Genomic DNA, 19,239 nt, shown 5'->3' with positions numbered 1-19,239 from the left:
TAAGATTACCCGCATGTCCTCCGAGCTGTCCCGGTCCGAGGCGGTGCGCGAATCCGCGACCGCCGGAATCCCCTCCGCCCTCGCCGATCTCGGCGCGCTGGTGCGCATCCCGTCGATCGCGTGGCCCGCGTTCGACCAGACGCAGCTGCGTCGCAGCGCCGAGGCGGTCGCCGCCCTCGCCGAGGGCGTCGGCATCTTCGACCGCGTCGAGGTGAAGACCGCCGCGATCCCGGGCACCGACCAGCACGGTCAGCCCGCCGTGCTGGCTACGCGGGCGGCCCGCAACGGGCGTCCCACGGTGCTGCTGTACGCCCACCACGACGTGCAGCCGCCCGGCGACGAGACGCTGTGGGAGACCCCGCCGTTCGAGCCGACCGTGCGCGACGGCCGTCTGTACGGCCGCGGCGCCGCCGACGACAAGGCCGGGGTGATGGCGCACATCGCCGCCCTGCGCGCCCTGAAGGAGGCTGTCGGCGACGACCTCGACCTCGGAGTCGCCCTGTTCATCGAGGGCGAGGAGGAGTACGGTTCGCGCTCGTTCGCGCGATTCTTGGAGGACAACGCCGACGCGCTGCGCTCCGACGTCATCGTCGTCGCAGATTCGGGCAACTGGGACTCCCAGACGCCCGCGCTGACGGTCTCGCTGCGCGGCAACGCGCGCTTCACCGTCACCGTGCGCACCCTGGAGCACGCCTCGCACTCGGGCATGTTCGGCGGCGCCGTTCCCGACGCCATGACCGCGACGGTGAAGCTCCTCGCCACGCTGTGGGACGACGCGGGCTCGGTGGCCGTCGACGGGCTGCGGGAGCGGGATGCCGCCACCCCCGAGTACTCCGAGGAGACCCTGCGCGACGAGGCCGGACTCCCCGACGGGGTCCGCCCGATGGGCGACGGGACGATCCTCGGTCGGATCTGGAACAAGCCGGCCGTCACCGTCATCGGGGTGGACGCGACCTCGGTGGCCGAGGCATCCAACACCCTCGCGCCGGTCGTGTCGGTCGTGATCAGCGCCCGCGTCGCGCCCGGTCAGAGCGCGCGGGAGGCCTACGAGGCGCTCGAGGCCCATCTGCGCGCCCACGCGCCCTTCGGCGCGCAGCTGGAGTTCTCCGACGTCGACCTCGGCGACGGATTCCTCGTGGACACGTCGGGCTGGGCGGTCGCCGCCGTGCGCGATGCGCTGCGCGACGGATACGGGGTCGAGCCGGTCGACATCGGCGTAGGCGGCTCCATCCCCTTCATCGCCGATCTGGTGCGCGAGTTCCCCGGCGCGCAGATCCTCGTGACCGGCGTCGAGGACCCGCACGCGCGGGCGCACAGCCCCAACGAGTCGCTGCACCTCGACACCTTCCGGCACGCGGTGGTCTCCGAGGCGCTGCTTCTGGAGAGCCTCGACGCGCGCACGCTCTGACGCGGCGGCCGGCCGCCGCCCGTACCTCGTGGATCCGCGGGTTCCGAGCCGATCCCCACCCGGGGCGGCGTAGAATCTCTCCCGATCGCGCGATGCGCGGTCGTTCCACGGATGCCTCGAGGAGAGCCATGACCGACACCGCACTGTCGACCGACCAGACCGCGCGCGCGCACGGCGTGCTGCTCACCGACGCCGCCGGCGAGAAGGTGAAGAGCCTGCTCACGCAGGAGGGTCGCGACGACCTCCGCCTGCGCGTGGCCGTGCAGCCCGGCGGATGCTCCGGCCTCATCTACCAGCTGTACTTCGACGAGCGCTTCCTCGACGGCGACAACACCGTCGACTTCGACGGCGTCGAGGTGATCATCGACGAGATGAGCGTGCCGTACCTCGACGGCGCCACGATCGATTTCAAGGACACGATCTCGGAGCAGGGCTTCACGATCGACAACCCCAACGCCGCGGGCAGCTGCGCGTGCGGAGACTCCTTCCACTGAGGCATCCGTCCCCGCGACACCCACGGATTTCGGGCCGGGTCGGCAGGCGTGCAGACGCCCGCTGACCCGGCCTTTTCCGTGCTCCGGGACACGCGCCAAGCTGGGCGGATGGCCTGAATACGCTGGGCGGTTGCTCTAGACTGACCAGAGTCCTCTTCATGTCCCGGGAAAGGTGCACTGTGCCGTCGAAACGCCGCATCCGCTGGGCTGTTCTCCCCCTCGGGATCGCAACGGCCGTCATCCTCGCCGGATGCTCGCCCACCGAGCTGCACGGCTTCCTGCCGGGCTTCGAGGACCCGAATGCGCCCGCCGCGACCAACCACACCGAGATGGTCGCGGGACTGTGGGTCAACTCGTGGATCGTGCTGCTGGTCGTCGGCATCGTGACGTGGGGCCTGATGGGCTGGGCGGCGATCGCCTACCGCCGTCGCAAGGGCCAGACCGGCCTGCCGGTCCAGCTGCGTTACAACATGCCGATCGAGATCTTCTACACGGTCGTGCCCCTCATCCTCGTGATCGGGTTCTTCGCCTTCACCGCGCGCGACCAGACGACCCTCGAGACGCAGACGCCCAACCCCGACGTGTCGATCACCGCGATCGGCAAGCAGTGGGCCTGGGACTTCCAGTACAACGGCTCCGCGTCCGACAACGCCGACGCGGTCTGGACGATGGGCGTGCAGGCGGTGCCCGCCGCCAACGGCGACGTCAACCAGGACGCCCTGCCCACGCTGTACCTGCCAGTGAACAAGTCGGTGAAGATCCTCCTGCAGTCGCGCGACGTGATCCACTCGTTCTGGATCATCGACTTCCTGTACAAGAAGGACATGTACATCGGGCGCGACAACTACTGGTCGTTCACGCCCACCCGCGAGGGCACGTACGCCGGCAAGTGCGCCGAGCTGTGCGGCGAGTACCACTCCGCGATGCTGTTCAACGTCAAGGTCGTCAGCGACGCCGAGTACCAGTCGTACCTCGCGAGCCTGCGCGACGCCGGCAACACGGGCCCGATCAACAAGGAATACGACCGTCTGGCCAACCAGCCGGGGACGGGCGCGACGACGACGACCACCAAGGAAGGCAAGTGATGGCCACGACGCTTCCGCTGCAGGAGAAGAGCTCGGGTCGCCCGACCACCCTGCCCCCGCGCCAGGCGGCGCTGCTCAGCTCCTCCCGCGTGGAGGAGAAGGGCAACATCATCGTCAAGTGGATCACCTCCACCGACCACAAGACGATCGGCTACATGTACCTGATCGCCTCGGTGATCTTCTTCATGCTGGGCGGCGTGATGGCGCTGATCATCCGCGCCGAGCTGTTCGAGCCCGGGATGCAGATCATCCCCACCAAGGAGCAGTACAACCAGCTGTTCACGATGCACGGCACGATCATGCTGCTGATGTTCGCGACGCCGCTGTTCGCCGGCTTCGCCAACGTGATCATGCCGCTGCAGATCGGCGCCCCCGACGTCGCCTTCCCGCGTCTGAACGCCTTCGCGTTCTGGCTGTTCCTGTTCGGCTCGACCATCGCCGTCTCCGGCTTCCTCACCCCGCAGGGTGCGGCCGCCTTCGGCTGGTTCGCCTATCAGCCCTTGGCGGGCGCCACGTTCTCGCCGGGCGCCGGCGGCAACCTGTGGATGCTCGGCCTGGGCATGAGCGGTTTCGGCACGATCCTCGGCGCGGTCAACTTCATCACGACCATCATCACGATGCGCGCGCCCGGCATGACGATGTGGCGCATGCCGATCTTCACGTGGAACACGCTGATCACCAGCATCCTGGTCCTGATGGCGTTCCCGGTGCTCGCCGCCGCCATCCTCGCCGCTGCCGCCGACCGCGTGCTCGGCGCGCACATCTACGATCCGGCTAATGGCGGTGTGCTTCTGTGGCAGCACCTGTTCTGGTTCTTCGGCCACCCCGAGGTGTACATCATCGCGCTGCCGTTCTTCGGCATCGTCTCGGAGATCTTCCCAGTGTTCAGCCGGAAGCCGATCTTCGGGTACAAGACCCTGGTGTACGCGACGATCGCCATCGCGGCGCTCTCGGTCGCCGTGTGGGCCCACCACATGTACGTCACCGGGGCGGTGCTGCTGCCGTTCTTCGCGCTCATGACGATGTTGATCGCGGTGCCCACGGGCGTGAAGATCTTCAACTGGATCGGCACGCTCTGGCGAGGGTCGGTGACGTTCGAGACGCCGATGGTGTTCGCGCTCGGTTTCCTCGTCTCGTTCGTCTTCGGCGGGCTCACCGGCGTCATCCTCGCCTCGCCCCCGCTCGACTTCGCCCTGTCCGACTCGTACTTCGTCGTCGCGCACTTCCACTACGTGGTGTTCGGCACGGTCGTGTTCGCCATGTTCGCCGGCTTCTACTTCTGGTGGCCGAAGTGGACGGGTCGCATGCTGAACGAGCGTCTGGGCATGGTGCACTTCTGGATGCTGTTCATCGGCTTCCACATGACGTTCCTCATCCAGCACTGGCTGGGTGTCGACGGCATGGTGCGTCGCTACGCCGACTACGCCGCATCCGACGGCTTCACCTGGCAGAACCAGATCTCCACGATCGGCGCCATGCTCCTCGGCGCCTCGATGATCCCGTTCCTGTTCAACGTGTGGATCACCGCACGCAAGGCGCCGAAGGTCACTGTGAACGACCCGTGGGGCTACGGCGCATCGCTCGAGTGGGCGACATCCTGTCCGCCGCCGCGCCACAACTTCACCTCGATCCCGCGGATCCGCAGCGAGCGTCCGGCGTTCGACCTGAACCACCCCGAGGCCGGCGTGCCGGTGGGCGTGGGCCCCGCGAAGGACGCGCCTGACGCGCCTGTGGTGGACGTGGAGACCGGAGAGGCCAAGTAATGCGCACCAATGTCGGACTGTGGTGGCTGCTCACCGTCTTCTTCCTGCTGGTGGCCGCTGCCTACACGACGTGGAACATCATCGCGCATCCCGATGTGCCGTGGTACCACGCGATCGAGTGGGTCGGCAGCGTCGCCCTCGTCTTCACGGGTTTCATGGGCGGCCTGATCGCCTTCTACATCCAGCGCGTGCACCAGGCACAGGGCGGCGAGCTGCCGGCCGACATCCTGACCGCCGACATCGACGACGGCGACCCCGAGCTGGGCGAGTTCAGTCCCTGGTCGTGGTGGCCCATCGTGCTCGCGTTCGCCGCGGCGATCGGCATGATCGGCCTCGCGGTCGGCACCTGGATGTTCCCGATCGGTCTGGCCATCTTCGTCGTCGCGATCGTCGGCTGGGTGTACGAGTACTACCGCGGCTACTTCGCGCGCTGATCCTCCTCGACGTCAGAAGGCCCCCGCCGGTGCGGGGGCCTTCTTCGTGCACGGAGCGGGCTCCTAGACGGCGTCCTGATGCACCACCATGACCAGCGGGTCGAACGTGCGCGGAAGCGGGCCCGACGCGTTCACGGCGGGCTGGCCCTCGCGCACCCAGTACTCGTACCCGCCGATCATCTCGCGGACCGGATAGCCGAGCCGAGCGAACTCGAGCGCGCCCTTCGCGCCGGCGTTGCAGCCGGGGCTCCAGCAGTAGACCACCACCTCGGTCCCTGCGGGGATCTCGTGCGGCGCCCGCGTCGCGATCTCGGCGTAGGGCATGTGCACGGCGCCCACCACGTGCCCCTGCGCCCACGCCGCATCCCCGCGCACGTCCACGAGCACGAAGGGATCCGCGCGCTTCTGAGCGGCGTACACGTCGGAGGGGTCGGTCTCGTGCGAGAGCTTGGCGGTGAAGAACGAGATGGCGTCGGTCATGGGTCCCACGCTAGGAGACGCCGTCGGCAGGGGAGAGGGGCACCGCGGACAAGGTCCACCCGATTCCTGCCGGTCCGGGCGGGAGGGACCTCGTCCATCGCACGACGAGACCCCCGCAGATCATGGATCTGCGGGGGTCTCGACAGCGATGCGACGGGTCAGGCGCCGGACTTGCCGTCCTTGTCGTCCTCATCGGGGATGATGACGTTGGTCGGGCGCACGGCCGTCTCGGAGTTGTGTCCGTCGTCGATCGGGTGCAGCGGAGCATCCGGGACTCCCGCGCGCTCGTGAGCGCCCTGGATCTCGGCCTCTTCGTCGTGCGCGATGTGCTCCAGCGCGTGGTGCTGGTGGGCGACTGCCGCGTCGAGCTCGGTCTGCGAGAGCGGGGTCAGACGGTCCTCGAAGAACCAACGCGAGATGCCGGCGCGCACGTTCTCGTGCCAGGGGATCTGACCGCGCGAGTTCGGCCGGACGACGAGCGGCTCGTTGGTGTCGTAGCCGATGAGCTTCCAGCGCTCGTACTCGTCGACGGGCTGGTGCACCTCGATGTACTCGCCGCCGGGGAGACGTACGATGCGACCGGATTCGTAGCCGTGCAGGGCGATCTCGCGGTCCTTCTTCTGCAGCGCGATGCACATGCGCTTCGTCACGAAGAACGCGATGATCGGGCCGATGATCAGGAGAGCCTGGAGGGTGTGGATGACGCCTTCCATCGTGAGCTGGAAGTGCGTCGCGATGATGTCGGAGGACGCGGCAGCCCACAGCACGGCGTAGAACGTGACACCGGCCGCGCCGATGGCGGTGCGGGTGGCGGCGTTGCGCGGACGCTGGGCGATGTGGTGCTCGCGCTTGTCGCCGGTGATCCACGCCTCGATGAAGGGGTAGATCATCACGAGCACGATGAACAGACCGAGGATTCCGAGCGGAAGCAGGATGTTCCACGACCACGTGCGATCCCAGAGCACGAACTCCAGGTGCGGTGGGACGAGGCGCAGCGCTCCATCGGCGAAGCCGATGTACCAGTCGGGTTGCGTTCCCGCCGACACCGGCGAGGGGTCGTAGGGACCGTAGTTCCAGATCGGGTTGATCGTGAACAGCGAGGCGATCAGCACGATGACACCGAACGTGATGAAGAAGAAGCCGCCCATCTTGGACATGTAGACCGGCATCATCGGGTAGCCCACGACGTTGTCGTTCCGGCGGGCGGGGCCCGCGAACTGCGTGTGCTTGTTGATCACCATCAGCATGAGGTGGACCACGAGCAGGCCGACCAGGATCGCCGGCAGCAGCAGGATGTGCAGCGTGTACAGACGGCCGACGATCGCCTCGCCCGGGAACTCCCCGCCGAACAGGAGGAACGAGATCCAGGTGCCGATCAGCGGGATGCCCTTGACCATGCCGTCGATGATGCGCAGACCGTTGCCCGAGAGCAGGTCGTCGGGGAGTGAGTAGCCGGTGAAGCCTTCGCCCATCGCGAGGATGAACAGGACGAAGCCGATGACCCAGTTGAGCTCGCGCGGCTTGCGGAACGCACCGGTGAAGAACACGCGGAGCATGTGCACGCCGATGCCGGCGACGAAGACGAGAGCGGCCCAGTGGTGGATCTGGCGCACCAGCAGTCCGCCGCGGATGTCGAACGAGATCCGCAGGCTCGAGTCGAGCGCGGCCGACATCTCGACGCCGCGCATCGGGATGTATGCGCCGGCGTAGTGCGTGGGCACCATCGACGCCTGGAAGAAGAACGTGAGGAACGTGCCCGACAGCAGCACCGCGACGAAGCTCCACAGCGCGATCTCTCCCAGCATGAACGACCAGTGGTCGGGGAAGATCTTGCGTCCGAGCTCCTTCACCATGCCGGAGAGGCTGGTGCGCTCGTCGATGTAGCTGGCGGCACCGGCGACGAAGCGCCCGCCGAGCGGCTTGTCGGCGGGACGGGCGGGAGCCGTCGTCAGGTTCTCAGGGGGGTGGGTCGCGGTGCTCAATGACGCTCCCAGAAGCTCGGGCCGACCGGTTCGAGGAAGTCGCTCTGCGCGACGAGGTAGCCCTCGGAGTCGACGGTGATGGGCAGCTGCGGCAGCGGGCGTGCAGCGGGTCCGAAGATCACCGCGGCGCCGTTGGCGACGTCGAACTGCGACTGGTGGCAGGGGCACAGCAGATGGTGGGTCTGCTGCTCGTAGAGCGCGACCGGGCAGCCGACGTGCGTGCAGACCTTGGAGTAGGCCACGATGCCGTCGTACGACCAGTCCTTGCGGTTGTCGGCCTCGTTGAGCTGCTCGGGGAGGAGCCGCATGAGCAGGACGATGGCCTTGGCCTTCTCGTCGAGGTAGCCCTGTTCGTGGCCGAGCGAGGCGAGCTCCTCGGGGATCACGTGCACCGCGGAGCCGAGGGTGATGTCGGATGCCTTGATGCGCTCGCCCGACGGATCGTGCGACAGGTGCATGCCCTTCTTCCACATGGTGTGGCTGAGCAGGGCGACCGGGTCGCCGGCGATCGGGTTCGCGGCGCTGCTCTGCGGCGCCAGACCGCGGAACAGCGTGATGCCGGGGATGATCGAGGCGACGAGCGCCGCGAACAGCGAGTTGCGGATCATCACGCGACGCCCGAAGCCCGACTCCTCGTCGGCGGTGGCGAAGGCGGCCACGACCGCCTCGCGCGTGCTGTCGCGACCACGCGTGGCGTGACGGGGCTCGATGAACTCCTTGTCGGACATGATCGCCTTGGACCAGTGGATGGCACCGATGCCGATGGCCAGCAGCGCCAGCGCGATGCCGAGTCCGATGAAGAGGTTGTTGTTGCGGATGTCGACGATCCGGCCGCTCTCGATCGGGAAGATCATGTATGCGGCGACCGCCCAGATGCTGGCGGCGGCGGACAGGTAGAACAGCGTGTAGACGGTGCGGACCGCCCGCTTCATCACGGCGGGGTCCTTGTCGGTCATCCGCTCGCGGTGGGGCGGAAGCGCGGGGGGCTGCACCGGGTCGCTGACAGCGACCGCGAGCCCCGGGGAAGGCTTCCAGGAAGCCCTCTCGTGCTCGAGTGCGTCATCCTCGTGTGCCATGGTGCTCCTCGTCGTTCCTTGCGTCGTCAGTAGGGGATCAGTTCGACTTGGCCGTGATCCACACGGTCAGTGCGATCAGCGAGCCGATGCCGAAGATCCAGATGAACAGGCCCTCCGAGACGGGACCGAGGGAGCCGAGGCTGAACCCACCGGGGGACTCGTTCTGCTGCAGGTAGACGAGGTAGGAGATGATGTCGCGCTTCTCCTCCTGCGTCAGGTTCATGTCGTTGAAGACCGGCATGTTCTGCGGACCGGTCACCATCGCCGCGTACATGTTCAGCGGGGTCGTGGTGTGCAGGTTGGGGGCGTACTTGCCCTCGGTCAGTGCGCCGCCCGCACCGGCGACGTTGTGGCACATCGCGCAGTTGATGCGGAACAGCTCGGCACCGTGGGCGGCGTCGCCCTGTGCGTCGAGCACCTGTGCGGCCGGGAAGGTCGGGCCCGGCGAGGTCGACTGCACGTAGGCGGCGATCGCGGCGATCTGCTCCTCGGTGAACTGCACGGGCTTCTGCGGAGCCTGCGGCCCCTGCATCTGCAGCGGCATGCGCCCGGTGCTCACCTGGAAGTGCACCGACAGCTCGCCGACGCCGTAGAGCGACGGGCCGTTCTCGGTGCCCTGCAGGTCGAGACCGTGGCACGTGGCGCAGTTGGCCTGGAACAGTTTCTTGCCGTCGTCGGCGGTCAGGGCGGTGCTGGCCGCCGGCTGGCCGGTCGACGCCATCGCGGCGGAGGCACCGGCATACGCGCCGCCGGTGAGCAGGAGGCCGATGCCGATCAGCGCGGCCGCGGCCAGGGGGCTCCGGCGACCGGTCGAGCGACGCTTCTTCTCGCGTGCCATATCGGGTGGTGCTCCGCTCTTATTTCAGGAAGTAGATGACGAGGAACAGGGCGATCCAGACCACGTCGACGAAGTGCCAGTAGTACGACACGACGATGGAGGTGGTCATCTCTTTGCGCCCGAAGTTCTTGACCGCGTAGGCGCGGCCGATCACGAGGAGGAACGCGATGAGACCGCCGGTGACGTGCAGCGCGTGGAACCCGGTCGTGATGTAGAACGCCGACGCGTAGGAGTTGGCGCTGATCGGCATGCCCTCGGCGACCAGCTGGGCGTACTCCCACACCTGGCCGGAGACGAAGATCGCGCCCAGGGCGAAGGTGAGGAAGAACCACTCGACCATGCCCCAGCGCTGCCAGAACGAGTTCTTCTTCACCGTGTAGGGCTGGAAGCGCTCGGCGGCGAACACGCCCATCTGGCACGTCACGGACGAGAGCACGAGCACGATCGTGTTCACCGTCGCGTACGGCACGTTCAGCAGCTCGGTCTCCTGCGCCCACAGCCCGGGAGAGGTGCTGCGGAGGGTGAAGTAGATCGCGAAGAGACCCGCGAAGAACATCACCTCGCTGCCGAGCCACACGATGGTTCCGACAGCGACCGGATCGGGCCGCTTGACGGAACGCATCGCCTGAGAGTAGGTCGCTGGCGTGGTCGTCACGCTCCCCATTATGGCCGATCTCGACGCCGGATATTCGCACCTCGAGGCATCGGTCCGCCTCGGTTCGCGCTGAGGACCACCTCGGAGGTCGCCGGGAGGAACCCGTGAGAGGCCGATGGATCGCCGCAGAGTCGCGGACGGACGGCGGGGAGGCCCGGAACGTCGCCCCTCGCGCGTGCGCACTACGCTCTTGAACCATGGCGGACCTTCACACCTGGCCGGAAATCCTCACCGCTCTGCTGGGTCGGCGCGACCTCAGCGTGTCGGAGTCGACATGGGCGATGCGCCAGGTCATGAAGGGCGCGGCGACCCCGTCGCAGCTGGCCGGATTCCTCGTCGCCCTCCGGGCCAAGGGAGAGACCGTCGACGAGATCGTCGGCTTCCGCGACGCGATCCTCGAGGCGGCCCTGCCGCTGCCGGTCGACCCGAACGTGCTCGACATCGTCGGCACGGGCGGCGACCGCTTCGGCACGGTCAACATCTCGACGATGTCCGCGGTCGTGGCGGCGGCATCCGGCATCCCCGTCGTCAAGCACGGGAACCGCGCGGCCAGCTCGGCCTCGGGAGCGTCCGACGTGCTGTCGGCCCTCGGACTGTCGCTCGCGCTCACCCCCGACGTGGTGGCGGAGACGCTCGCCCGCACCGGCATCACGTTCGCGTACGCCGCGGCCTTCCACCCCGGCTTCAAGCATGCCGCGGCCACCCGCAGCGAGCTCGGCGTGCCGACGGTGTTCAACTTCCTCGGACCGCTGTGCAACCCTGCGCGGGCCGAGGCCAACGCCGTCGGGGTCGCGCACCTCGACCGCGTGCCGCTCATCACCGGGGTGTTCCGCACGCGCGGCGCGACCGCGCTGGTGTTCCGCGGCGACGACGGCCTCGACGAGCTGACCACCACGGGGCACAGCAGGCTGTGGGAGATCAGCCGCGGCGACATCCACGAGCATGATCTCGACCCGCGCGACCTCGGCATCCCGCTCGCCGACATCGACGACCTGCTCGGCGGAGACCCCGCGCACAACGCCGGCGTCGTCCGCCGTGTGCTCGGCGGCGAGACCGGCCCGGTGCGCGACATCGTGCTCCTGAACACCGCCGCGGGCATCGTCGCGTTCCGGCTCTCGCAGGACGCCTCCCAGGTGCAGCGTCCGATCCTCGAGCGCCTGGCCGAGGCGCGCGACGAGGCGGCGGCCGCGATCGACGACGGTCGTGCCGCGGCGAAGCTCGACGACTGGGTGCGCGTGAGCGGCGAGCTGGCCGGGGCGGCCTGAGCCCGGCATCCGTCCGGAATCCACCATGCACCCGCTCGACGCCCTCACCGAGATCGCGACCCTGCTCGAGCGCGAGCGGTCGTCGCGCTACAAGTCGAAGGCGTTCCGGGCGGCGGCCGACGCCGTCACAGGGCTCGGCGACGAGGAGCTGCGGGATGCCGCATCCCTCCGTCGTCGCAAGGGGATCGGGGATTCGACCTTCGCCGTGATCCAGCAGGCGCTGGCGGGCGAGGTCCCCGGCTACCTGGCGGATCTGCGCGAACGCGCCGGGGTCCAGCGCACTTCGACTCTGCGCGCGAGCCTCAAGGGCGACCTGCACAGCCACAGCGACTGGTCGGACGGACTCACCTCGATCGATCTCATGGTCGACGCGGCGCGCGCGCTCGGTCACGAGTACCTCGCGCTCACGGACCACTCGCCCCGCCTGCGCGTCGCGAACGGACTGACCGCCGACCGGCTGCGCGCCCAGCGCGAGCTCCTCGGCGCGTTCACCGGCGACGGGTTCACGCTGCTGTCGGGTATCGAGGTCGACATCCTCGAGGACGGCGGTCTCGACCAGGAGCCCGGACTGCTGGCCGAGCTCGACGTCGTGGTCGCCTCGGCGCACTCGAAGCTGCGGATGGAGCGCGGGCCCATGACGCGGCGACTGGTCGCGGCGATCTCGAGCGGACGGATGGACGTGCTCGGCCACGTCACCGGGCGGCTGGTGGAGGGATCGCGCGGCACGCGCCCGCCGTCGGCGCTCGACGCGCACGCGGTGTTCGCCGCGTGCGCCGCGCACGACGTCGCGGTCGAGATCAACTCCCGCCCCGAACGCCAGGATCCGCCCGACGAGCTCATCGCGATCGCGATGGCGGCCGGATGCCTCTTCTCCATCGATTCCGACGCGCACGCCCCGGGACAGCTCTCGCTGCTGGACTACGGCGCCGAGCGGGCGGAGCGGGCAGGGGTGCCCTCCGAGCGCATCGTCACCACGTGGCCGCTCGACCGGCTCCGCGACTGGATCGCCGCGCGCCGTCCGTGACCGGTCGTGACCGCGGAGCGGGCGTGCGCCCGCCCCGCGTCCGGCCTCACGGAGTGGGCAGCGCGTTCGCCCGGAGCACCTCGAGGCGCTTGCGGTACTCGACCTCGTCGATGTCGCCCTGCGCGTAGCGCTCGGCGAGCGTGATCTCGGCCTGGCGGGTCGGGTTCATCCGCCCGTACGGGCCGTAGCCGTTCGCCCGCGCGGCACGCCGCCAGCGTCGGCCGAAGATCGCGAACAGGGCGACGATCAGCAGGATCCAGAACAGCGGGATCAGCAGGAACCACGGACCGAAGCCGAAACCGGGACCGGCGAAGTGGTGGGCGACCTCGGCGGTCGCGAGTGACAGGGACATTCGGCATCCTCTCGATACAGATCCGGGCGGTCGCCGCGGATCCTCTGCGAGTCAACGCCGGTGGATGCCGCGGCGAATCCGCCCGCGGGAGTGTTCTCCCGTGCTCCCGGTGGAGTAGTGGGGGAGCCGTCAGCGCCAGCCCGGGGCGACGAGACCGGACTCGTAGGCCAGCACGACCAGCTGCACGCGGTCGCGGGCGTGCAGCTTCTGCATGATGCGCGAGACGTGCGTCTTGGCCGTGAGCGGCGAGAGGAACAGCTCGACGGCGATCTCGTCGTTGGACATGCCGAGGCCGACCAGGCGCAGCACCTCGGTCTCGCGCTCCGTGAGTCCGTCGATCGGGCGGGTGGGGGAGGCATCCCGCAGTCCCGCCGCCGCGCGCTCCAGTAGACGCCGCGTGATCCCCGGCGACAGCAGCGCATCGCCGGCGGCGACCACCCGCACGGCCCGGATGAGGTCGACCGGCTCGGTGTCCTTCACGAGGAATCCCGCCGCGCCGGCGCGGATCGCCCGCGCGACGTATTCGTCGAGCTCGAACGTCGTGACGACCACCACGCGTACGCCCGCGAGGGCGGGATCGGCGGCGATCTGCTCGGTCGTCCACAGCCCGTCGCCGTCGGGCATGCGGATGTCGAGCAGCGCGACATCCACCGGCGTGGAGCGGATGCCGCGCAGCAGCTCCTCTCCGCCGGAGGCCTGCACGACGACCTCGATGTCGGGCTCGGAGTCCAGCAGCGCGCGGAAGCCGGCGCGCACGAGCTGATGGTCGTCGGCGAGGGCGACGCGGATCATGCCGTGCCCGTCCAGGGGAGTCGCGCGGTCACGACGGTGCCGCTGCGCGTGGCGGGCGCCACCTCGAGAGAGCCGCCGGCCAGCAGCGCGCGCTCGCGCATTCCGCGGATGCCGCCGCCTTCCGCCTGCCCGGCGCCGATTCCGGCGCCGTCGTCCTCGACCGAGACGAGGAGGTCGCCGCCGTCGCGCGAGAGGGTCACCCGGGCCGTGGTCGCGGCGGAGTGGCGCACGACGTTGGTGAGCGATTCCTGCGCGATGCGGTACGCGGCGGTCTGCACCGCGCTGGGCGGCAGGGCATCGCCGAGCCGGTCGTCGAGGCTCACGGTGAGCCCGAGCCCGGAGCGCTGCGCCGCCAGAGCGGGCAGCTGCGCGAGCTGGGGCTGCGGGGTGAGCGGGGCGGTGCGCGGGTCGCGCAGCTCGTCGCCGCGGAGGAACGCCAGCACCCCCCGCACCTCGTCGAGGCCGGTCGCGCTGAGCCCGCGGATCGCGGCGAGCGCCTCGCGGGCGCTCTCGGGTTCGCGATCGAACAGGTGCAGCCCCACTCCGGACTGCACCGAGATCTGACTGAGCGAGTGGGCCAGCACGTCGTGCAGCTCGCGGGCGATGCGCGTGCGTTCGTCCTGCTCGGCCGTCTGACGCCGCTCGCGCAGCTGCGTGCGCAGGAGCGCGGCGCGCTCGAAGCGACGCCGGATCCCCTCGCCGACACCGAAGCACAGCGCCAGCAGCACCGTCGTCACCGCGATGCGGAACGGATGCCACGCGGTGCCGAGGATGCCGCCGACCACGATCGCGACGACCCACGCCGTCCCTACGGTGATCAGAGCCCACAGCCGTGCGCCGCGCACGACGGCGCCGACGATCGCGAAGGCGAGCGCGAGGAACGGCGGGCCGGCGTCGGGCGGGACGAACAGGTCGAGCCCGGTGAGCAGGGTCACCGCCACGAGGGTCGCCTGCGGCGCGCGCCGGGCGGCGAGCAGGGCGAGAGCGGTTGCCGCGGCGAGCCCGATGCTGAGGGCGGCCCACCCCGGGGGCACGCGCTGCCACAGCGAGACCGCGACCGCGGCCGGCACCTGCACCAGGAAGGCGACTGCGGCGGGGACGACGAGCGTGACGAGCGGCGGCGGACGGAATCGCGCCGGGATCGCGTCCGTCCGCTCCATCCACCTCGCGCCCGACATGGGCTCGATGCTACGCCCGGGCGGGCTGTGCGCCGTCTGACCGGGGGAGGCCCCGGGGTACTCCCGCGGGAGTACGTTTCCGGAGTCTGAGGCAGGGCCGAGAAGCGGAGACGGGCCGGGGAGCGGTTCGGATGCCGGCGTGGCGACCGCTGCTCGTCCGATCTCCGCAGCTCGGACCGAGGTCGGCGGGTGCGGTCCGCTCAGCTCCCGACGGCGTCGAGCGCGGCGACGATGCGGTCCATCGCGGTGCCGAGCCCGCGCCGTTCGGCGAGGGACGAGGCATCCGTCCGCTGCTGCGGGGCGAGCGGACGCAGCTGAGCATCGACCTCGGGGAGGTCGAGGTCGCGCACCACGGCCACGACGGTCGGTGCGACCTCGAGGTAGGGGAGCCCCGCCGCGATCTTGGCGCGCACGCCGGCGGACATCCCCTCGCCGGCGTCGGCGGCGGCGATGATCCCGGCGATGTCGCCGTGCGCGGCGAGGAGGGTGGCCGCCGATTTCTCGCCGATCCCGGCGACCCCGGGGAGCCCATCGGACGAGTCGCCCCGCAGCGTGGCGAAATCGGCGTACTGACTCGGCAGCACCCCGTACTTCGCCACCACGGAGGCGTCGGTGAGCACCTCGAGGTTGCTCATCCCGCGGGCGGTGTACACCACGCGCACGTCGCGGGCGTCGTCGACGAGCTGGAAGAGGTCGCGATCGCCCGTGACGATGTCGACCGGCATCGTCGCCGTGGTCGAGAGGGTGCCGATGACATCGTCGGCCTCGTGGGCGGCGGCCCCCACGATCGGGATGCCGAGCGCGCCGAGCGCCTCGCGGATCACCGGCACCTGCACCTCGAGCGGATCGGGCACCACCTCGACATCGGGTCCCGCCTCGACGACGACGGCGACCCTGTGCGTCTTGTACGTCGGGATGAGATCGACCCGCCACTGCGGTCGCCAGTCGTCGTCCCAGCACGCGATCAGGTGGGTGGGGCGGTAGGTGGAGACGAGCTTCGTGATGATGTCGAGGAAGCCGCGCACCGCGTTCACCGGCGACCCGTCCGGCGCCTTGACCGTGTCGGGCACCCCGTAGAACGCACGGAAGTACAGGGACGCGGAGTCGAGCAGCATCAGTCGGTCGGTCACGGGTTCAGTCTGGCAGGACGAGCCGGTCGGCCGGGTGTCCGCGGCGGATGCCAGACTCGCGGCATGACGTTCGCGAACATCGGTCACCTCGGCGTGCAGCCGGGCAAGCGTGACGAGCTGATCCGCCTGCTCACCCGCCCCGGCGGCGATCTCGCGGAGCTCGGATGCCTCCTCTACGAGGTCGGCTACTCCGACGACGAGCCCGACCGGGTCTACGTCGCAGAGCTGTGGACCTCGGCCGAGGCCCACCATGCGTCGCTCGGGCATCCGTCGGTCCGCGCCGCGACGCGGAGGCGATGCCGTTGCTCACCGACGACCTCGGGGGGACGAGCTTCGAGGTCGTGGGCTCGCCGCTGCGCCCGGAGTAGCGACAGCGACCGCAAAGGACGACGGCCGCCCCGCCGAAGCGGGACGGCCGTCGAGAGGCTCGATTCAGAGCGGGCGGATGTTCTCCGCCTGCAGGCCCTTGGGGCCCTGCGCGACGTCGAACTCGACCTGCTGGTTCTCCTCGAGGTTGCGGAAGCCGCCCGTCGAGACGATCGCGCTGTAGTGCGCGAACACGTCGGGGGTGCCGTCGGCCGGGGCGATGAAGCCGTAGCCCTTTTCGGAGTTGAACCACTTGACGGTTCCAGTTGCCATGATCTTCTTCTTTCTTCAGGTGTTCGGCACGGCGATTGCGGTGCCCAGATGACCACGCCGTGCAAGGAGTGGACGAGGATGCGGCCGGGAACGGCCGACGCGGAGGGGGGCGCGATCACCGAGAGTGATCGTCGCGAGGCCCGTCTTCGACGACGGGGCGGACGCCGGAGGCGGCGTGGGCGGAGTGGCGATCAGGTCTTCTCTCGCTCCGGGCGATGTGATGCTCGGAGTGTTCTTCTCAGGCTTCGCAGCCGTCTTTCGGAGTGATCCTGGCCGGTGTCCGACGCTCAGATCGGACGACGCTGGCGCTGATCCGACCCGTGGATCACCTTCGACACTACACGCTCAGCCTGGATGCGCGCCGGTCGGGGCGAATCCGTCACCGATCGTTCACGCGCGGTCCGCGCCGTCGCTGAGCGCCTCGTGGATGCGACGCAGGTCCTCCAGGAGTGATCCGACGAGCACCCAGTGGAGCCGCGACGGGGCGGTGACGGTGAGGGGAGTGGTGAGCGCCGGCGGCTCCAGCGCGCTGTCGACGGATGCCGCAGCATCCGTCGACAGGGTCGCCAGGCGGGCGTCGTGGGCGGCGCGGCGCAGCTGCTCGGCGATCGCGCGCACGGTGGGCTCGTCGCCCAGTCCGTCGTCGTACCGGTCGACCACGGCGCGCGTCATGCCGATCAGCTGTGTGACGATCGGGCCGAAGCGGTCGAGTCGGGCGGAGAGCGCGGCGAGCTCGTCGCGGTACCGGCGTCCGCGGGGATTGAGCGTGAGGGATTCCTGTGCGGCGGCGATCGACGCGTCGGCGGCGTCGCGCATCGGGCGCAGGAGACGCGCCTCCAGCAGGAGCTCCTGCAGCTGCGCTGCGCTGCGGGGCTGCTCCAGGGCGGCGGCCAGCCTGTCGAGGGACGCCGCGGTCTCAGTGACCAATCCGTCGACGGCGGAGCGGGCGGGTGCGACCGAGACCGGGGGCACCACGGCGACGTTGACGAGGATGCCGATGATCGCGCCGATGATCGTCTCGAGCACCCGGTCGAGCGCGTAGTTCGGTGTGGCGGCGGCCAGCGCGAGCACCAGCATCGCGCTGATCGCGACCTGATTCGCCGTGCCCGGGGTCATCCGCAGCATCCACGCCACCACCAGGGCGGCGCCGATCGCGACGAGCACCACCCAGGTCGCCCGACCGAACACGAGGCCCAGGAGGGAGGCGATCACGACGCCGACGATGACGCCGACGCTGCGCTCGACCGCCTTGCCGAGGGACTGATTGAGGCTCGGCTGCACCACGAGGAGGGCGGCGATCGCCGCGAACACCGGCGGGGGACCGTCGATCACCCATCCGGCCACCAGCCACGCGGCGATCGTCGCGATCCCCGACTTCGCGACCTGCAGGAACGGTCCGCGCCTCGGCGAGCGCAGGGCGACGGGAAGCCTCATGCCTCCACGGTAGGCCCGGGACGCACGCCTCGACGGCAGGCGAACAACCGGGGTGGAATGCCGGTGCGCCGCCGGAGGTTCGTATGCACGTGGATGGATACGGTGCGCGCGATGTCGACGTCGTCGTGATCGGCGCCGGGCAGGCCGGGCTCTCCGCCGCCTACCATCTCCGTCGGCGCGGCTTCCTGCCGCGTCCGGACGACGGCGGGGGGACACGCTCGTTCGTGGTGCTCGACGCCGATGCTGCGCCGGGCGGCGCGTGGCGCCACCGCTGGGCGTCGCTGAGGATGCGCACCGTCAACGGCATCCACGAGCTGCCGGGCTACGCCGTGCCCGCGGCCGACCCCGAGGCATCCGCTCGCGACGTGCTCCCGCCGTACTTCGCCGCATACGAGGACCGATTCGACCTCCACGTGCAGCGGCCGGTGCGGGTCCACGCCGTGCGTCGCGCCGACGGCGACCCGCACGGACGGCTGCTGGTCGAGACCGATCGGGGGAACTGGGCGGCGCGCTTCGTGATCAACGCCACCGGCACGTGGACGAAGCCGTTCTGGCCGCACTACCCGGGGCAGGAGCGGTTCCGGGGGCGGCAGCTGCACGTCGCCGACTACGTGTCGGCCGACGAGTTCGCCGGGCAGCGGGTGATCGTCGTGGGCGCGGGCATCTCGGCGGTGCAGCTGCTCGACGAGATCTCCCGCGTCGCCGACACGGTGTGGATGACCCGCCGCGAGCCCGAGTGGGCCGAGGAGGACTTCGACATCCCGGCACGTGTCGCCGCGATCGCCGGCGTCGAGGAGCGCGTGCGGCAGGGGCTCCCGCCGGGGAGCGTCGTGTCGGTGACCGGCATGCACTGGACACCCTGGGCACGTGAAGCGCAGGCGCGCGGCGTGCTGGTGCGGCATCCGATGCCCTCCTCGTTCGAGGAGGAGGGGGTGCGGATGCCGGACGGCACGTTCCTCGCCGCCGACGCCGTCCTCTGGGCCACGGGCTTCCGCGCGGCGCTCGACCACCTCGCGCCGCTGCATCTGCGGCTGCCCGGCGGCGGGCTGCGCGTGGACGGCGGCCGTGCCACGGATGAACCGCGGCTGTTCCTGGTCGGGTACGGCCCTTCGGCGTCGACCATCGGCGCGAATCGGGCCGGGCGCGCCGCGGTGAGCGCGATCGTGGGCGACCTCGACGCGCGGATGTCGGACGTGGCGTAGAGACTGCG

19 protein-coding genes and 1 pseudogene are annotated in these 19,239 nt (G+C 70.0%); 9 read left to right on the top strand and 11 right to left on the bottom strand.

From position 1 onward, the window contains the following. Positions 1 to 13 precede the first annotated feature (13 nt). The 5 genes from ACSJDX_RS13585 (at position 14) to ACSJDX_RS13565 (ending at position 5,184) form a co-directional block, all read left to right on the top strand. A complete protein-coding gene (locus ACSJDX_RS13585) occupies positions 14 to 1,408 on the top strand; it encodes a dipeptidase (protein WP_438353176.1) in 1,395 nt (464 codons plus the stop codon). 128 nt (positions 1,409 to 1,536) lie between these two features. Next, positions 1,537 to 1,902, top strand: a complete 366-nt coding sequence (locus ACSJDX_RS13580) for a HesB/IscA family protein (RefSeq protein WP_438353175.1) — start codon at positions 1,537 to 1,539, stop codon at positions 1,900 to 1,902. A gap of 179 nt (positions 1,903 to 2,081) precedes the next feature. Then, complete coding sequence (ctaC, locus tag ACSJDX_RS13575; protein WP_438353174.1) at positions 2,082 to 2,987, top strand: aa3-type cytochrome oxidase subunit II; 906 nt, start codon at positions 2,082 to 2,084, stop codon at positions 2,985 to 2,987. Next, entirely contained in the window at positions 2,987 to 4,750 is a 1,764-nt protein-coding gene (gene ctaD / locus ACSJDX_RS13570; protein WP_438353173.1) for an aa3-type cytochrome oxidase subunit I, read from the top strand. Before ctaC ends, ctaD begins: the two co-directional genes overlap by 1 nt. Next, complete coding sequence (locus ACSJDX_RS13565; RefSeq protein WP_438353172.1) at positions 4,750 to 5,184, top strand: cytochrome c oxidase subunit 4; 435 nt, start codon at positions 4,750 to 4,752, stop codon at positions 5,182 to 5,184. The genes ctaD and ACSJDX_RS13565 overlap by 1 nt, the downstream gene beginning before the upstream one ends. A gap of 63 nt (positions 5,185 to 5,247) precedes the next feature. On the opposite strand, the gene ACSJDX_RS13560 is transcribed toward ACSJDX_RS13565, so the two are convergent. The 5 genes from ACSJDX_RS13560 to ctaE all read right to left on the bottom strand — a co-directional run bounded on the left by ACSJDX_RS13560 (position 5,248) and on the right by ctaE (position 10,224). Continuing rightward, positions 5,248 to 5,664, bottom strand: coding sequence for a rhodanese-like domain-containing protein (locus ACSJDX_RS13560; protein ID WP_438353171.1), 417 nt, complete (start codon positions 5,662 to 5,664; stop codon positions 5,248 to 5,250). Positions 5,665 to 5,822: 158 nt separating this feature from the next. Further along, positions 5,823 to 7,646, bottom strand: a complete 1,824-nt coding sequence (gene qcrB, locus ACSJDX_RS13555) for a cytochrome bc1 complex cytochrome b subunit (RefSeq protein WP_438353170.1) — start codon at positions 7,644 to 7,646, stop codon at positions 5,823 to 5,825. Beyond that, complete coding sequence (gene qcrA, locus ACSJDX_RS13550; protein WP_438353169.1) at positions 7,643 to 8,722, bottom strand: cytochrome bc1 complex Rieske iron-sulfur subunit; 1,080 nt, start codon at positions 8,720 to 8,722, stop codon at positions 7,643 to 7,645. Before qcrA ends, qcrB begins: the two co-directional genes overlap by 4 nt. Before the next feature lie 37 nt (positions 8,723 to 8,759). Continuing rightward, positions 8,760 to 9,560 carry a cytochrome bc1 complex diheme cytochrome c subunit gene (gene qcrC, locus ACSJDX_RS13545; protein ID WP_438353168.1) on the bottom strand — a complete coding sequence of 267 codons (801 nt, stop codon included), beginning with the start codon at positions 9,558 to 9,560 and terminating at the stop codon, positions 8,760 to 8,762. A gap of 19 nt (positions 9,561 to 9,579) precedes the next feature. After that, complete coding sequence (gene ctaE / locus ACSJDX_RS13540) at positions 9,580 to 10,224, bottom strand: aa3-type cytochrome oxidase subunit III (protein WP_438353167.1); 645 nt, start codon at positions 10,222 to 10,224, stop codon at positions 9,580 to 9,582. A gap of 188 nt (positions 10,225 to 10,412) precedes the next feature. On the opposite strand from ctaE, the gene trpD reads away from it, so the two are divergent. After that, the gene (gene trpD / locus ACSJDX_RS13535; RefSeq protein ID WP_438353166.1) at positions 10,413 to 11,480 is read left to right on the top strand and encodes an anthranilate phosphoribosyltransferase; all 1,068 of its coding nucleotides are present in this window, start codon (positions 10,413 to 10,415) and stop codon (positions 11,478 to 11,480) included. A 25-nt stretch (positions 11,481 to 11,505) separates the two neighbouring features. Next, complete coding sequence (locus ACSJDX_RS13530; RefSeq protein WP_438353165.1) at positions 11,506 to 12,504, top strand: PHP domain-containing protein; 999 nt, start codon at positions 11,506 to 11,508, stop codon at positions 12,502 to 12,504. 46 nt (positions 12,505 to 12,550) lie between these two features. Here the strand turns inward: ACSJDX_RS13530 and ACSJDX_RS13525 are convergent, their stop codons facing one another. From ACSJDX_RS13525 to ACSJDX_RS13510, 4 genes are all read right to left on the bottom strand, one after another. Beyond that, entirely contained in the window at positions 12,551 to 12,856 is a 306-nt protein-coding gene (locus tag ACSJDX_RS13525) for an SHOCT domain-containing protein (protein WP_438353164.1), read from the bottom strand. A 129-nt stretch (positions 12,857 to 12,985) separates the two neighbouring features. Then, positions 12,986 to 13,648: a response regulator transcription factor gene (locus tag ACSJDX_RS13520; RefSeq protein ID WP_438353163.1), complete on the bottom strand. Its 663-nt coding sequence runs from the start codon at positions 13,646 to 13,648 to the stop codon at positions 12,986 to 12,988. After that, entirely contained in the window at positions 13,645 to 14,826 is a 1,182-nt protein-coding gene (locus ACSJDX_RS13515; RefSeq protein ID WP_438353162.1) for a sensor histidine kinase, read from the bottom strand. The genes ACSJDX_RS13520 and ACSJDX_RS13515 overlap by 4 nt, the downstream gene beginning before the upstream one ends. Positions 14,827 to 15,026: 200 nt before the next feature. Then, complete coding sequence (locus ACSJDX_RS13510) at positions 15,027 to 15,956, bottom strand: 5'-3' exonuclease (RefSeq protein WP_438354992.1); 930 nt, start codon at positions 15,954 to 15,956, stop codon at positions 15,027 to 15,029. A 63-nt stretch (positions 15,957 to 16,019) separates the two neighbouring features. Here ACSJDX_RS13510 and ACSJDX_RS13505 point away from each other — a divergent pair. Next, positions 16,020 to 16,184: pseudogene (locus tag ACSJDX_RS13505) on the top strand (putative quinol monooxygenase); the annotation flags it as partial. A gap of 204 nt (positions 16,185 to 16,388) precedes the next feature. Here the strand turns inward: ACSJDX_RS13505 and ACSJDX_RS13500 are convergent. Both ACSJDX_RS13500 and ACSJDX_RS13495 read right to left on the bottom strand, forming a co-directional pair. Beyond that, positions 16,389 to 16,595 carry a cold-shock protein gene (locus ACSJDX_RS13500; RefSeq protein ID WP_378840122.1) on the bottom strand — a complete coding sequence of 69 codons (207 nt, stop codon included), beginning with the start codon at positions 16,593 to 16,595 and terminating at the stop codon, positions 16,389 to 16,391. Positions 16,596 to 16,985: 390 nt separating this feature from the next. Then, positions 16,986 to 18,029, bottom strand: coding sequence for an FUSC family protein (locus tag ACSJDX_RS13495; protein WP_438353161.1), 1,044 nt, complete (start codon positions 18,027 to 18,029; stop codon positions 16,986 to 16,988). Between the two features lie 83 nt (positions 18,030 to 18,112). Here ACSJDX_RS13495 and ACSJDX_RS13490 point away from each other — a divergent pair, with 83 nt between their 5' ends. Continuing rightward, positions 18,113 to 19,231, top strand: coding sequence for an NAD(P)-binding domain-containing protein (locus ACSJDX_RS13490; RefSeq protein ID WP_438353160.1), 1,119 nt, complete (start codon positions 18,113 to 18,115; stop codon positions 19,229 to 19,231). The last annotated feature ends 8 nt before the right edge of the window (positions 19,232 to 19,239 follow it).

Source organism: Microbacterium fluminis, from assembly GCF_051549805.1.
GTDB lineage: Bacteria > Actinomycetota > Actinomycetes > Actinomycetales > Microbacteriaceae > Microbacterium.
The sequence above is the reverse complement of the archived record's forward strand: the minus strand, read 5'-3'. Positions and strand labels throughout refer to the sequence as shown.